Annotated in this window: 10 protein-coding genes and 1 tRNA gene; 5 read left to right on the top strand and 6 right to left on the bottom strand. The window is 64.1% G+C overall.

Annotated features, from left to right (window positions below):
* Positions 1-247: 247 nt before the first annotated feature.
* Positions 248-1,660 carry a hypothetical protein gene (locus AAC014_RS17075; protein WP_339710958.1) on the bottom strand — a complete coding sequence of 471 codons (1,413 nt, stop codon included), beginning with the start codon at positions 1,658-1,660 and terminating at the stop codon, positions 248-250.
* A 274-nt stretch (positions 1,661-1,934) separates the two neighbouring features.
* Between AAC014_RS17075 and AAC014_RS17070 the strand changes: the two genes are divergently transcribed.
* The gene (locus tag AAC014_RS17070) at positions 1,935-2,660 is read left to right on the top strand and encodes a helix-turn-helix transcriptional regulator (protein WP_339710955.1); all 726 of its coding nucleotides are present in this window, start codon (positions 1,935-1,937) and stop codon (positions 2,658-2,660) included.
* Between the two features lie 36 nt (positions 2,661-2,696).
* Here AAC014_RS17070 and AAC014_RS17065 read toward each other — a convergent pair whose 3' ends face one another.
* Positions 2,697-3,917, bottom strand: coding sequence for an integrase arm-type DNA-binding domain-containing protein (locus tag AAC014_RS17065; RefSeq protein ID WP_339710952.1), 1,221 nt, complete (start codon positions 3,915-3,917; stop codon positions 2,697-2,699).
* A gap of 159 nt (positions 3,918-4,076) precedes the next feature.
* Positions 4,077-4,161: transfer RNA gene (locus AAC014_RS17060), tRNA-Leu, on the bottom strand.
* Positions 4,162-4,608: 447 nt separating this feature from the next.
* On the opposite strand from AAC014_RS17060, the gene AAC014_RS17055 reads away from it, so the two are divergent.
* Both AAC014_RS17055 and rsmD read left to right on the top strand, forming a co-directional pair.
* Complete coding sequence (locus tag AAC014_RS17055; protein ID WP_339710949.1) at positions 4,609-5,496, top strand: pseudouridine synthase; 888 nt, start codon at positions 4,609-4,611, stop codon at positions 5,494-5,496.
* Positions 5,493-6,035 (top strand): 16S rRNA (guanine(966)-N(2))-methyltransferase RsmD, encoded by a 543-nt coding sequence (rsmD, locus tag AAC014_RS17050; protein WP_339710946.1) that lies wholly within the window; start codon positions 5,493-5,495, stop codon positions 6,033-6,035. Before AAC014_RS17055 ends, rsmD begins: the two co-directional genes overlap by 4 nt.
* A gap of 2 nt (positions 6,036-6,037) precedes the next feature.
* Here the strand turns inward: rsmD and AAC014_RS17045 are convergent, their stop codons facing one another.
* Positions 6,038-9,193 carry an AsmA family protein gene (locus AAC014_RS17045; RefSeq protein ID WP_339710944.1) on the bottom strand — a complete coding sequence of 1,052 codons (3,156 nt, stop codon included), beginning with the start codon at positions 9,191-9,193 and terminating at the stop codon, positions 6,038-6,040.
* A 54-nt stretch (positions 9,194-9,247) separates the two neighbouring features.
* Between AAC014_RS17045 and AAC014_RS17040 the strand changes: the two genes are divergently transcribed.
* The gene (locus AAC014_RS17040) at positions 9,248-11,536 is read left to right on the top strand and encodes a UvrD-helicase domain-containing protein (protein ID WP_339710942.1); all 2,289 of its coding nucleotides are present in this window, start codon (positions 9,248-9,250) and stop codon (positions 11,534-11,536) included.
* Between the two features lie 8 nt (positions 11,537-11,544).
* Here the strand turns inward: AAC014_RS17040 and AAC014_RS17035 are convergent, their stop codons facing one another.
* A complete protein-coding gene (locus AAC014_RS17035) occupies positions 11,545-13,251 on the bottom strand; it encodes a DUF885 domain-containing protein (RefSeq protein ID WP_339710940.1) in 1,707 nt (568 codons plus the stop codon).
* 116 nt (positions 13,252-13,367) lie between these two features.
* On the opposite strand from AAC014_RS17035, the gene AAC014_RS17030 reads away from it, so the two are divergent.
* Positions 13,368-14,258 (top strand): 50S ribosomal protein L11 methyltransferase, encoded by an 891-nt coding sequence (locus tag AAC014_RS17030; RefSeq protein ID WP_339710937.1) that lies wholly within the window; start codon positions 13,368-13,370, stop codon positions 14,256-14,258.
* A gap of 9 nt (positions 14,259-14,267) precedes the next feature.
* On the opposite strand, the gene AAC014_RS17025 is transcribed toward AAC014_RS17030, so the two are convergent.
* Positions 14,268-14,420, bottom strand: coding sequence for a hypothetical protein (locus AAC014_RS17025; protein ID WP_160119237.1), 153 nt, complete (start codon positions 14,418-14,420; stop codon positions 14,268-14,270).
* Positions 14,421-14,463: the final 43 nt, after the last annotated feature.

Here is a 14,463-nt window from a genome sequence, read left to right as displayed (position 1 = left end):
CGGGTTCGGGCACCGCCGACTTTCCGACGCCTCACGGCGTCCGAAACTCTAAACGATTGCCGACTGGCAGCTTTCAGACGGTCACAGGTGAAAAACGGACCATCGTTTACGCGGCGGAAGCCGCAAAGACCGAGATTTCGCTATTCCGGGCCGCTTTGCGGTTCGCGAGTTTCGGACGATCAGTCAGGTGCAACGACGCACTCATTTTCCAACACTACGCGTGTATCTTCACGCCTCGCTCACTGGTTCAACGCCTGTAGAGATTGACGCGCAAATATTCAGTGAAGAAAAGGCCGGTTTCTACGCTCCATGATGATATAATGTTTCTCGAATCTAACCAACCAAGCAACGTCCTGTTCTCCGAATTGTTGTCCAATCTCGCGTAATACCCGGTCTTTATCTCAGAGTAGGGGGCCGGCAACCCGGCGAGGACCTGGCGAACGTCGTCGTCCGTCAGGACGGCGTGGGCCTTGTTCAAGAGCGAGATCCGCGTCCAGAGCGGTGCGGAATGCGCGATCAGGCTTTTCGCGACGTCGGCCTTCAGGCCCGAAACGTCGAAGTTGGTGCGGTCGATGATCGGACCGATGAGGGCGGCCCGTTCCGGTAGTTCGATGACTGAATCGAGGTTCATGAGGCTTATCACCGACGTCTTCTTCTCGTCGGTGAGGTCCGCTTCGAGAAGATTATCCAAGAAGTCGTCATCGAGACCGAGCATGTCCGGCGCGTTGATGTAGGACTCGATGTTTGCGGTCACGAAGAGGACTTGCAGATCGACCTCGTCTGCGAGATCGTCGAAGCTCTCCTTGGTGAACGTGACCTTCCGCCGATTGATCAGGATCTCCCGTTTCGAGTCCTCGAGGTTTTCGGGAAACCGCTCGAATGGCTTCGGCAATGCGGCGACGTAGTCCGAGTAGGCGGCGTCGGAGAGGCCTGCAGCGTTCAAGAGGAACGTTCGCAACGGTCGTGAATCTGGATCGGCTGGTATGGGTTTCTCGAGCAGGGCTGCCCGTTCGCTGCCATCTTCCAGATAAGAAATCAGTTGCGCCTCATCGAACCCGCTACCACTCAAGAACGCGAGGCAGTTTTCCCACGTCGGACTGATCCTACGCAGATCGAACAGCATCGCGTGCAGGTTTTCGGGAACCTGGCTTAGTTCGGGCACGAGTACTGACTGGCGCTCGACGAATCTGCGCAGGCTACCGGAGTCGACATCGTCGCGCCGTAGGATCGCCAATATGGAAGATACGTCCTCGTCCGTATTGCCGTCGAGCTTCAAGACGACTTCGTCGAGATAGGCCTCGAATTCGCGTTCGATCCTGCCGTCCAGCATGTCGCTGCCCATTGACCGGAGCGTCGTGTAGTTTCTGGTTGCCAGGGCATGGAGGTCCGATCCGCCCAGGACCTGCCGATAGACGTATTCCACGTTCTCGACCGTGAGCTCGAACAGCCCGGCTTCCACCATCGCTCGTGCGATGGAAGGGTGCTCGCCGATCGCGGGCAGGCTCTCCACTTCGATCTTCAGCAACTTGAGGCGCTGAGGCGGAAGTTCCGGCACGTGTGCCAGGATCTCCGGGAGGCGTTCCGACACGAATGCTGGAAGGTCGTTGTGGAAGACCCGCGTCAGCGGGTTGCGGGCCCGGCACAGCCGGACCAAAGGCAAAGCGACCCGCCCGCCCCGCGCGGGAGCCGGTCAGACAGGATTCAGACCGCCGAAGGCGGGATGGCTATTTCCACTCCTATGAGAACAGCCGCATTCGACACAGCTAACTGTCGGCTTCTTCTCAAATTGTCGGGTTTAAGTCGTCAATATACCTTCATTGTCGGCTTATTGTCGCTCCGTTATCGTGTTAAAGGCATGCCACTATCGTGCCATTGACGTGGCGCTGTCGGAACCATCAGTGCCAATCTTCTCGAACAGAAAGGAGGCTAACCCAATGATAATTGACAGCATTAAGATGAAAAACGCGAGGGATCGCCGCGCGCTAACTCAGGAAGCTTTAGCGCACCAAGCGCGAGTAAACGTTCGGACTGTACAGCGCGCTGAGAATGGGGAACCGATCCGGCACGAAACACTAGCTGATTTAGCTGCAGCCCTTGGAGTTCCTCCCGCTGGCCTTCTTTTGTCTGAAGCGGGTAGCGATGTCGAAGGCGACGCGGAGGACGATATTGCACAAATTCAGGTTCTGAAGCGGGTCGAAAAGGCGGATATGATAATATCGCTTCTAGAACGCGCAGTCATGTCCGTGATTGATTGCAACGCAGATCCTACCGAAAAAAATATGCCTGCACTTAAGGCCACCATTACTGCCCTTGAGGGGCATATTGGGCACGTCTGGGACGAAAATAATCACCTTCCGCTTCGTTTTGTTTCCCTGCTCACAAAGCTTGAGGCCACGGTCGCCTTGAACACTAACCTTATGGAATTGGAACGAGCCGGGCTCGCTCTCTATTGTGCCGCATCAACGGTGTATTTGAGGGTGCCTGAGATGTGTGAAGAAGGTCTCGCGATAAGCTACCGCCAGAAACCTCGTTATGCGACAGCTGCCCGCTTTATGATCGCCCATTATGACAACGAACGCATCCGGGTGCGTGCTGACGTCGTTTGGCCTTTACCGCTAGAACCGGAGTCAGATCAGGATGTTGACGAGGTACCCTTTTAACAACTCCGCTTCGTTCTATGGGTTCAAGTCATACGTTCACGCCGCTCCAAACTTCGCTCTGATCACCTTTGCGCCGTCGCGGAGCTGGTCGAGATAGTCCGACCAGTGCTGCATCATGCGCACGCGCTCTTCCCAGTATTCACCTCGCGTGTAGGCGCGGCGCACGCCGTTGTTCTCCATGTGGGCCAGCTGCCGCTCGATCGCGTCTGCGTTCCAGATGCTCATCTCGTTGAGCAGCGTTGCTGCCATCGCCCGGAAACCATGAGCCGTCATCTCGTCCTGGGCGTAGCCAAGACGTCTCAAGGCCGTGTTCACGGTATTCTCCGACATCGGGCGGCGCGGCGTGTGGAACGACGGAAACACATACCGGCCGTGCCCGGTGAGCGGCTTCAGTTGCTCGAGAAGTGCCAGCACCTGTCGCGAAAGCGGCACCCGGTGCGGTCGGCGCATTTTCATCTTCTCGGACGGAAGCACCCATAGCGCCCGGTCGAAATCGAACTCCGGCCACTCGGCCTGACGCAGCTCGCCGGGACGCACGAATACGTGCGCGGACATCTCCAGCGCGATTTTCGTGATGGTGTGACCGTTATATCCGGCAATGGCCCGCATCAGTCCGCCTGCATTGGCCGGGTCGGTAATGGCGGCAAGGTGTTTGACCTTTGGCGTCACCAAGGCACCGCGCAAGTCCACGGCAACGTCCCGGTCGGCTCTCGCCGTGGCGATGGCGTAGCGGAACACGCGGCTAATGATGCTGCGCATCCGTTTGGCGCTCTCGTAATGTTTCGCCGCCTCTATGCGCCGCAGGACCATCAGCACCTCCTGCGCGCCGATCTCCGTGATCGGGCGGTTGGCGAGCGTCGCGTACGCCTTGTCGAGGAGCCAGCGGATTTTCGCCAGCGTGAGGCTTGAAAGGCCCTCGCGTTCGTTCTTGAGGTACCATTCCTCGGCAATCGCCCGGAACGTGTTGCTGGCCGCAAGCTCCGCGCGCATCTGCTCCAGCTTCCGCTCCTCGGACGGATCGAGCCCGGCCGCGAGGATGCGACGGGCCTCGTCGCGCTTTTCCCGCGCCTCGGCCAAGCTGATCAGGGGCCATTCGCCGAAAGAGAGCGTCTTCTGCCGCCCCATGTATGCGTAGTTCATGCGCCAGAGCCGCGCACTGTTCGGTTTGATGAGCAGATAGAGCCCGCCGCCGTCGCCGAGCTTGTATGGCGTCTCACGCGGTTTCGCGTTGCGGATCGCCAGCGCCGAGAGTCGCATGGTACCTCCTTCAGGAGGGCAATTCGATACCAAGAAAAGTACCAAGAACTTGACGCGGTATGGTATCGACGAGCCCGAATTCCTGCGGACACCATAGCAGAAATAACAAAGCAAAACCAGTCACTTGGCGGACGAAAATGGACGTCCACGGACGGTCGATGGTACCCCCGGTCGGACTCGAACCGACACTTCTTGCGAAACTCGATTTTGAGTCGAGCGCGTCTACCAATTCCGCCACAGGGGCACAGGCGGGAAGCCACTAGCGGAAAGTGGCGGGCTTGCCAATTCCCTGCTTCCGGTCCAGTTGAGCGGCATGTCGAAACCCCCTCGCCGCTCCGGTCCGCCGCGTCGCCCATCGAAGGCAGGCGGACCCGCACGTCCGCCGCTGGACGGAAAGCCGCAGCGGCCGCGCCGCCCCACCGATCGCCGACCTGACGATCGCGCGCCCGAAGGCCCGCAGGCCGCTCAACGAACCGGCGAACGCGGCGGCGAGCGTGGACCCGGGCGGCCTGTCCGCGAACGGACGCTCCGGGTCCGGACGCCTGAAGAACGGACGCCCCCTGAACAGACACGGGAACGGACGCGCCGTGAACGCCCGACCGGTGAGCGAAGCGCCAACGAACGCACAGGTGAGCGCGAGAACGCACGTACGGGCGAACGCAGCGAGCGTCGTCCGCGCCCGGGCGGCGGCATGGGCCAGCGCCCGGCCCGGCGCGCGGATACGGACGAGCGGCCTTCGCGCCGCGCTGACGGGCGTCCCTCGCGGCGCCAGGACGAGCGGCCCTCACGGCATCCCGGCGAGCGCCCCACGCGCCGCTCCGAAGACCCCGCCGCCCCCGCCACGCACCGCACGGGCGCGCCGCAGCGCATCGCCAAGCTGCTCGCACGCGCCGGCGTCGGCTCGCGACGGGATATCGAGCGGATGATCGCCGAGGGCCGAGTCGCCGTCGCCGGCACGGTGCTGACCTCGCCCGCGCTCAACCTCGCCTCGCTGGCCGAGGTGACGGTGGACGGCAACCCCGTCGCCGTGACCAGCGCGACACGGCTCTACCGCTTCCACAAGCCCACCGGCTGCCTGACGACGGCGCGCGATCCCAAGGGCCGCGCCACGATCTACGATCTGCTGCCGAAGGACCTGCCGCGCCTCGTCACCATCGGCCGACTCGACATGAACACCGAAGGCCTGCTGCTGCTCACCAACGACGGCGAACTGAAGCGCGCGATGGAACTGCCCGCGAATGCGTTTGTCCGGCGTTACCGCGTGCGCGTGTTCGGCCTCGTAAACGCCCGCCAGCTGGAAGCGCTCGCCGAGGGCGTCACCATCGAGGGCGTGCGCTACGGCTCGATCAACGCGGACATCGAGCATAAATCGGGCTCTTATTCGTGGCTGCTGATCAGCATCACCGAAGGCAAGAACCGCGAGGTGCGCAAGGTTCTCGAACATCTCGGTCTTCAAGTCACACGGCTGATCCGCGTCGGCTACGGTCCGTTCGATCTCGACGACCTGCCGGTACGCGGCGTCGATCAGATTCCCGACGATGTGGTGTCGCGGCTGCGGAGCCGCCTTCCGGGCAAATGAGGATCATCGCCGGCGCATGGCGCGGACGGCCGCTCGTCGCGCCTGCGGGTGCCGAAACACGGCCCACGGCCGATCGGGCGCGCGAAACCTTGTTCTCGATGCTGACGAGCCGTCTCGGCACCTTCGAAGGGCTGCGCGTTGCCGACCTCTTCGCGGGCACGGGTGCGCTCGGGCTCGAAGCCCTGTCACGCGGCGCAGCACACGCGACGTTCATCGAGACAGACCGCGCAGCACTCGCCGCGCTCAAGGCCAATATCGCGAAGCTCGGCGCTGCCGACCGCACCGACGTGCTGGCGCGGAGCGCGGATGCGCCGGGGACGGCGATCCTGCCGTATGACCTCGTGCTGCTCGATCCGCCCTACGGCAAGGGGCTTGGCGAGCGGGCGCTCGCGGCCTTGCGGCAGGGCGGCTGGCTGGCGCCGGGCGCGTGGATCAGCGTGGAAACGCGGCGCGATGAGGCGCTGGCGGCCGAAGGCTATACGACCGATACGGTGCGCATCGTCGGCAAGGCCAGCCTCCATTTGCTCCGGTCGCTGTAGGGCTACTGCTGCGGCTCTTCTGCCGGTTTCTTCTTCCCGAACAGCTTGCCGAGACCCTTGCCGAGCGCGGTGCCGAGTTCTTCCTCGACCGTTTTCTGCGGCGCCGCTTCGGCGGGGGCCTCCCCTTCCGCCACCGCAGGCGTCTGCGTCTTCTTGCCGCCGATGAGGCTGCCGAGATCGAGCTTGTCGCCGCCCACGGCCGCGTTGATGCCGACGAGCGCGATGCGCTTTCCGAACCACGTCTGCAGAGGGCCGAGCGAGTATTTGACCTCCGGCACCGGCAGCGGCCCCTTGATGGTCGCGGGGATCGCCGGCGCATCCTTGTGGCTGCCGAGCCGGATGGTGGCGACGCTGTCCGCGTACCACGCGCCCATGTCGACATAGCCCTTCGCGGTGACGCTGCCGCCGTCCATGTCGCTCGTCACCTTGTCGATGTTAAAGCGGCCGCCCTTGCCGGTCGCGTCGATCGCGAGCGTGCGGTATTGCGTTTCGCCGCCTTTCAGCGCCGTGCCTGCGAAGCGCGCGAAACTGTCGAGCGAACGCAGGTCGTTCAGCTCCTCGTCGAGCGCCTTCAGATTGACCTTTCGGATCACGCCGTTCGTCGCCGCCATGCGTACCGGCCCGGCGAGCGAGGACATCAGCGCTTTCTGCGAGCGCCCGCGCGCTGTGACATTCGCGGTCATGTCGACGGTGCCCGTCGCGGGCGCGCTCGCCATCGCGGCTTTCAGGAACGGCTCCACCGGCACACCGCTCAGCGCGAGCTTCATCGCCATGCTCTGCGCGTCGCCGGACGTGAGCGTGCCGGACGCGGTGAAGGTGCCGCCGTAGAGACCACCCTTCAAGCCTTCGATACTGAGCGTCCCGCCCTTGGCAACGAGCGCGAGTGCAGGCTTGTCGAGCACGTAGGCGTCATAAAGCGCCCGCTCCGCCGTCAACGAAATGCGGCCATTGAAATTGCGGATCCAGTCGAACGAGAGCGGCTCCGAAGACCAGCGCGCACCCTTCCCGCTGGCTGCCTCTGCCGCGCCGGTCCCGTCGTCACCCATCAGCGCGAGCACGGGCACGACGCCTGCATTCAGCACGGCGTTCACCACCGGCACCGAACCGCCCGTATTGACCGACGCCTCACCCGAAAGCGTCATGCTGCCGATCTTGCCTGCGATGCCGGTGATTTTCGCGACATCGCCCGCGCCCGCGATCTGCATTCCGAGGTCGAGCGGGCCAAGCTTCGCCGCGCGCGGTTCATCCTGCAGCCGCGCCAGCACGGCGCCCGCCTCCGGCGCCTTCGCCGAGGCAGCAAGCTGATAGGCGACGTCCGGCTCTGTCCGCACCCAGCCGTTGAGGCCGATTTCCGCGCCCGCATACGTCACGGCGCCACCGACATCGAGCTTCGACATCGGCCCCTTCACGGTGATCGCACCCTTCACGCCCTCACCCGCAAGGCCGAGCGCGAGGTCGGCGGTCCGATCCGCCGAGAGCTTGTCGATGCTGCCCTTCGCGGTGATCGCGAAGCCCATGGCTTCCTGCACCACCGCCTGCGCCAGTGTGACCTTGTCGGCGGCGTAGTTGCCCTTCGCGGTGATGCCGCCGTAGCGGCTGCCGCCCATCAGAAGCTCGCCGAGCCGCACGTCGAAATTCACGGTGCGCGCGAAGGCATCGTCCGATTTGGCAACGGTCGACGGTTTCGAAACGATACGGTCCCAGTTCACGCCCTGCAGGCCGAGCGTAACGTCGATGGGCAGCGTTTCTTCCAGCGGATAGTGAACCTTGCCGCCCACTGTTTTGCCGTCCAGCGTTCCGCGCAGGTCACCGAGCGTAACGGCGTCGTCGCGGTATTCGATCGTACCGCCGAGCGTCGCGGGCGGCAGCGACGTGTAACCGTCTGTGCCTAACGCCGCGAGTGTCTGCGCCGGGCGCGGCAGGCTGGTGCCGAAGCGGCCTCGGAAGCGCGGTTCGCCGTCCGCTGCATCAAGGATACCGCGCACGACAGCGCTGCCGCCGCCTGCGAGCGCGAGCCGCGTGTCGCCGAGCGTCACCACCCGGTTCGCAAGTTTCACGGGCGCGTTCACGGCGCCAAGCTGCATCGTGTCGTAGCGCGCATCGTTCACGCGCACGAGCAGATCGGCGTCGATCGTTTCGGGAAGCGTGAAGGGTTCCTCGTCTTCGTCCTTGTTTTCGGCGGACATCCAGTCCGCAGCATTCAGCGCGTCGAAGATCAATCGTCCGCTGATCGTCGTCCTGTCGCCGCGCTCAACGTCGAATGCGCCGCCGAATTTCGATCCCGCCACTGTTCCGCTGACATCGGCGAGGCGAAGGCGCTCCGTCGTGCCCTCGATCGCGGCCTTGAACTCGACAGGCTTCGCGTAGGCAAGCGCCTTAGAGGCGTCTTCGCCGCTGAACGCCGCAAGCAGATCACCAAGCTTTTCGCCTTTGAGCGTCAGCCTCCCCGAAACCGGTGTCGCAGCGTCCCCTTCCGCCTCGCCGATCCGGCCTGCGAAGGCGATTGTTCCAGCGTCTGCGAGCGTCGCATCAAGCTTGAGCCCGCCCTGTTCGTAATCCGCTTTCAGCGTCACCGGCATGGCGCCGTAACGCAGGGAGCCCTCTACGGTGTACGGCCCTGCCGCGCTTGCGATGGCGACGTTCATGTCGATATCGTCCACCCGCGTCGGCTCGCCCTCGGGCGACTGCAGGATGAACGTGCCCTTCTCGATGCGGAAATCCTCGATCGAGAGTTCGCCGCCGGATGATCCCTTGTCCACTTTCGCCGGATCAGACCAGTTGTTGGTACCATCGGCGTAGTTGATGATGCGCACGACAGGCGTTTCGAGCGCGATGTATTTTACTTCCGCGCGCTTCGAGAGCAGCGGCAGAAAGGCGACGGCGGCAGACAGCTTCTGCGCCTTCACCAGCGGTTCGCGGCTCGGCCCGAAGCCGGTGACGGTAACGCCCTCGGCGGAAAGCCGCGGGCTCGGCAGCAGCGAAAAGCCGATGCTTCCCGCCACCTCCACGTCATAGCCGGTCGCGTCCTCCACGGCCGTAACAAGCTGCGGTTTGAACCAGTTCCAGTCTATGAAATAGGGCACGGTTGCCACCACAGCCGCCGTTCCCGCCACCGCACCGAAACCGATCCACGTCTTCCGCATTGCGCTTCCGTTCACAAAATGTTCTTCACACTGGCCAAAACAGCACCATAGAGATTATCACAGCGTATGATGAGTGTATCCGTTCCCACCTCGACCCGCGATGAACCGCCCTATCTGAGCGGCCTGAACGCGCCGCAGCGCGATGCCGTGCTGACGACGGAGGGCCCTGTGCTGATGCTTGCGGGCGCAGGCACGGGGAAAACGCGCGCGCTCACCTCGCGCCTTGCGCACATCATCTACACGCAGCGCGCATGGCCTTCGGAAATCCTCGCCGTCACCTTCACCAACAAGGCCGCGCGCGAGATGCGCGAGCGGATGCACAGCGTGATCGGCGACGTGTCGGAGGGGCTGGGCTGGCTCGGCACCTTCCATGCCGTCGCCGCGAAGATGCTGCGCCGCCACGCCGAGCTTGTCGGCCTCAAATCGAACTTCTCGATCCTCGATACCGACGACCAGATCCGCCTGCTGAAGCAGATCATCACCGCCGCCGATCTCGACGAGAAACGCTGGCCCGCACGCCAGTTCGCCGGTGTCATCGACAAGTGGAAGAACCGCGGCTGGACGCCCGAGACGCTGCCCAAAGAAGAAGTGTGGGCGTTCGCGGACGGCAAGGCGGGCACGCTCTACGCCGCCTATCAGGCCCGTCTTGTCGCGCTGAACGCCACCGATTTCGGCGATCTTCTGCTACACATGCTCACCATCTTCACCAAGCACCGCGACGTGCTGGAGCAGTACCAGACGCGCTTCCGCTACATCCTCGTCGACGAGTATCAGGACACCAACGTCTCGCAGTACCTCTGGCTGCGCCTGCTCGCGCAGAAGCACAAGAACATCTGCTGCGTGGGGGACGACGACCAGTCGATCTATTCCTGGCGCGGGGCCGAAGTCGCCAACATCCTGCGCTTCGAGCAGGATTTCCCCGGCGCCAAGGTGATCCGCCTCGAACAGAACTACCGCTCCACCGGCCACATCCTCGGCGCGGCGGGCGGCCTCATCGCGCAGAACGCCGATCGCCTCGGCAAGACGCTGTGGACCGAGGCGGACAGCGGTGAAAAAGTCCGCGTGCTCGGCGTGTGGGACGGTCCCGAAGAAGCCCGCCGCGTCGGCGAGGAGATCGAAAGCCTCCAGCGGCGCGGCGTCTCCGCCGACCACATCGCCATCCTCGTGCGCGCGCAGTACCAGATGCTGGAGTTCGAGGAGCGCTTCGTGCGCGTCGGCATCCCGTTCCGCATCATCGGCGGGCCGCGTTTCTTCGCCCGCCTCGAAATCCGCGACGCCCTCGCCTACTTCCGCGTCGTCGCGCAGCCCGCCGACGACCTCGCGTTCGAGCGCATCGTCAACACCCCCAAGCGCGGCCTTGGCGACAAGAGCCTGCAGCGCCTCCACCAGTTCGCCGCCGCCACCGGCGCGCCGCTGTCGGTCGCCGCCTCCGACATTGCCAGCACGAACGAAATCCCGCCCGCCGCGCGCAAGGCGCTCGCCCAGCTTTCGGAGGATTTCCGCCGCTGGCGCGGGCACCATGCCGACAAGATGCCCCACCCGGAGCTCGCGCGCATCATCATCGAGGAATCCGGCTACCTCGCCATGTGGCAGGCCGACCGCTCCACCGAAGCGCAGGGCCGCGTCGAAAACCTCCTCGAACTCACCCGCGCGATGGAAGAGTTCGAATCGATGGAGGCGTTCCTCGAACACGTCAGCCTCGTGATGGACAATGAGGAATCGCGCGACGAACCCAAGGTCACGATCATGACCCTGCACGGCGCCAAGGGCCTTGAGTTCGACCACGTCTTCCTCGTCGGCTGGGAGGAAGGCGTCTTCCCCTCGCAGCGCTCGCTCGACGAAGGCGGCCTCAAGAGCCTGGAGGAGGAACGCCGCCTCGCCTACGTCGGCATCACGCGCGCAAAACAGGAAGCGACGATCCTCCACGCCGCGAACCGGCGCGTTTATGGCCAGTGGACCTCGTCGATCCCCTCACGCTTCGTCAGCGAACTGCCGCGCGAGCACATCGAGGCCGAAACATCGCTCTCCGGCGGCGCCTCGCTCTGGCGCGCCGCGCTCGACGAGCGCGACCCCTTCGCCGACGTCCACCGTGCGACCCAGCGCGGCCACGGCCCCGGCTGGCAGCGCGCCCAAACCTACGGCCGCCCCACCCGCACCGCGACGCAGATCGACGCGAAGCCCGTCTCGGTCACTGTCGGCGCCGCCCCGCGCCGCGACCTTTCCGTCGGGATGCGCGTCTTCCACCAGAAATTCGGCGGCGGCACGATCAAGGCGATCGAAGGCAACAAGCTCGAAGTCGCGTTCGATCACGCAGGCGACAAGCGTGTGCTGGACAGTTTCGTTGAGGTGCAGGGGTAGCCCTCCCCTCAAAACACCGCCTTCGCGTCCGGCTCCTTCATCATCGCCTTGCGCACCAGCGGGATCGGCGGCCCGCCATACCCAAGGAACTCATCGTGGAACGCCTTCCACGCCTCGCGACCGCCGCGTGATGCTGTCCAGTCCTCGCGGAGCTTGCGGATCAGCAGCTTGCCCATCGTGTAGTTGAGATAGGCGGGATCGTATGTGCCGCGCGCCGATTGCTGGCGGGCGTTGCCTTCGTCCTGATAGCACTGGTCGCGGAACATCTGGCGGGACTGTTCCACGCTCATGCCGCGCGCGTGCATCCCGATCGCGGAGAGGTAGCGGCAATCGCGCAGCAGCGCGTTCGATAGCTGGCCGACGTGCGTCGCGGGGTCACCGTTCCCCAGCCCCGCTTCCCACATCATCTCCTCAGTATAATGCGCCCAGCCTTCCGCGAAGGCATAGCCAACGAACACCTTGCCGAACTGCGATTTCGCGCGGTTCGCGTGCAGGAAGTTGAGGAAGTGCCCTGGCCACACCTCGTGCACGGAGGTGAACAGCAGGTCGAGCTTGCCGGGCACGAACCCGTCCTGCACGTCCTTCGGCCATGAAGGATCGGGCGGCGAGATGTAATAGACCGAAGGCAGGCCTTTCTCATACGGCCCCGGAATGTCGATGTAGGCGCTGTTCTGCCGGTTGAACGGCGGCGACTCCTCAACGAGCGCCTCCTCCGTGCCCGGAATGGTCACAAGGTCCGCCTTCACCAGAAAGGCTCTCAGGTCCGGCAGCTGGCGCCGCGCCTCTGCCACCGGGCCATCCGCGGGCTTGTCGTTCGAAACGACCGCCATGCAGTCTGCAATGGACTTGCCGGGCGCGAGCTTGTCGCACGCCGATTTCAGCGCCGCCTGATTGCGCTTCAGGTCCGCCTCGCCGATGCGTTCGAGTTCCTCGAGGCTGATATCGACGCCTTCGGTATCGCGCACCATCGCCGCGAACACGTCCGGCCCCAGCACGAAGTCTTCGGTCTGTCCGGTGCGCTTGGTTTCAAGGAAGGCGGCAAGGTCGCGCATCGCCTGCGCGCCAGCGGCGCTCGCTGCATCCAGTTCTTTCTGGAGCGCTTCGTCCTTCACCTCCGCGAAGGCCATGTTCACGTCCTTCGCGAAATAATCGGCATAGCCGTTGAACGCGGCGAGGCCGTAATCGATGTACGTGCGCGGCATCGGCCCGGCGAGGTTCGCCTTGATCTGCTCGGCGGCCTTGGGAAGCGCGTTCGCGTATTTCACGAACGCCTTCAGGCGCACATCCGGCGCCGCATAGGGCCGCGTGATATAGACGTTCGGGTCGAGCCCCGCACCGGTGTAGAATGCCGGATTGCGATAGGGCCAGCGCGCCGTATCCAGCCAGAACAGGCGGCCGCGCGTCACCGCAACGAGGTAATCATGCTCGAACCGCTCGGCATCGCTGAAGCCCGACGTATCGAGCGCCTCCGCATCGGCAAGCGCCGTTTTCAGCCGCGCGATCTCTGCATTGATTCCCGCCTTCGACCAGTCCGGCAGAATGCCGTCGTACTCATGCCGGCCCTGATACACCGCGAAATAGGGGTCGGCCTTGAACGTCGCCTCGATATAGGCATCGGAAAATGCCTGCCAGTCCGCCTTTGGCGGCGCTTTCGGCGCAGAATCGCAGGCGGCAACGCCGATGAGCAGAATCGGCACAAGCGTACGAAGTTTCATGATTTCGGCCTTTTCAGGAGCGCTATGCGCGCAGCATGACGAGCACGGCCACCGCTGCCAAGAGCCGTTCGTCGAAACATTGCCACCCGCCCCGGCGCAGCCTATTCCCCGCGGATATGACGACATGGAAACTCACCTTCGCCTGCAAGCGCGCCGAAGCCGATCTCTTCACCGGCGACGTGCCCGAACTTGCCGACTTCGATCCGCCGCCCGTCGTGATGACGAGCGAACCCGATGAATCGAAGCCCGACGACTGGCAGCTCGACGTCTACACAGAGGAGCATCCGCCGCAGGCGCTGATCGAGGCCGTCTCTGCGCTGCTGCCGAGCGCCGGGGGGGCGCATACGCTTGTCGAATTGGCAGACGAAGATTGGGTGACGATGAGCCAGGCCGGGCTCGATCCGGTGGAAGCCGGACGCTTCTTCGTCCACACGGCTGCGGATGCGGAACGCCTGCCGCCGGGCCGCATCGGACTTCAGATCGAAGCCGGTCTCGCCTTCGGCACCGGCCAGCACGCCACAACGACGGGCTGCCTGCTGACGCTCGACGCGCTTGAGTTCGTGCCGAGGAACGCGCTCGACCTCGGCACCGGAACGGCGATCCTTGCGCTTGCCGTCGTCAAGGCGTGGCCGGAAACGGTGGTCACGGCAAGCGACATTGATCCCATCGCGATCAAGGTTTCGCGCGAGAATACTGAAGTGAACATGGTTAACATCGGGGAGGCCGCGGGCGAAATCGCGCTCTACGTGGCCGATGGTCTGGAAGATGCGGCGCTGGCCGCGCGCTGTCCGTTCGATCTTGTCGTGGCGAATATTCTCGCCGGGCCGCTCATTGAAATGGCGCCGTCCATCGCGGCGGCGCTTGCCCCCGGCGGGACGTTAATCCTCGCCGGGTTGCTCGCGGGTCAGGCCGAGGCGGTGGAGGCGGCGTACCGCAATTGCGGTGTCGCGCCGGCCTCCAGAACCGTCATCGGCGAGTGGCCGACCTTGCGGCTCCTCAAAGCCTGAGGCCCGTGGTTACGGGCGCCAGGCGTGGAACAGCTGCATGTCGCGGCCGCGCTCGCTGAAAAGACCAGCAAGGCTGCGCGCTTCACGAAGCTTGGTCGGCTGCACCGTCTGCCCATCCTGCGGGAACGCCATCGTGGCGGCCTTTGCATATGCGTAGATCATGTAAGCCTCCTGTTGCCGCCCCTAGTGGCGACAGGGAGACATA

Origin of the sequence: uncultured Sphingosinicella sp., from assembly GCF_963974575.1 — a bacterium.
In the GTDB taxonomy this organism is placed as follows: domain Bacteria; phylum Pseudomonadota; class Alphaproteobacteria; order Sphingomonadales; family Sphingomonadaceae; genus Sphingosinicella.
Note: the sequence above shows the minus strand (reverse complement) of the source record. Positions and strands in the feature narration are given on the sequence as shown.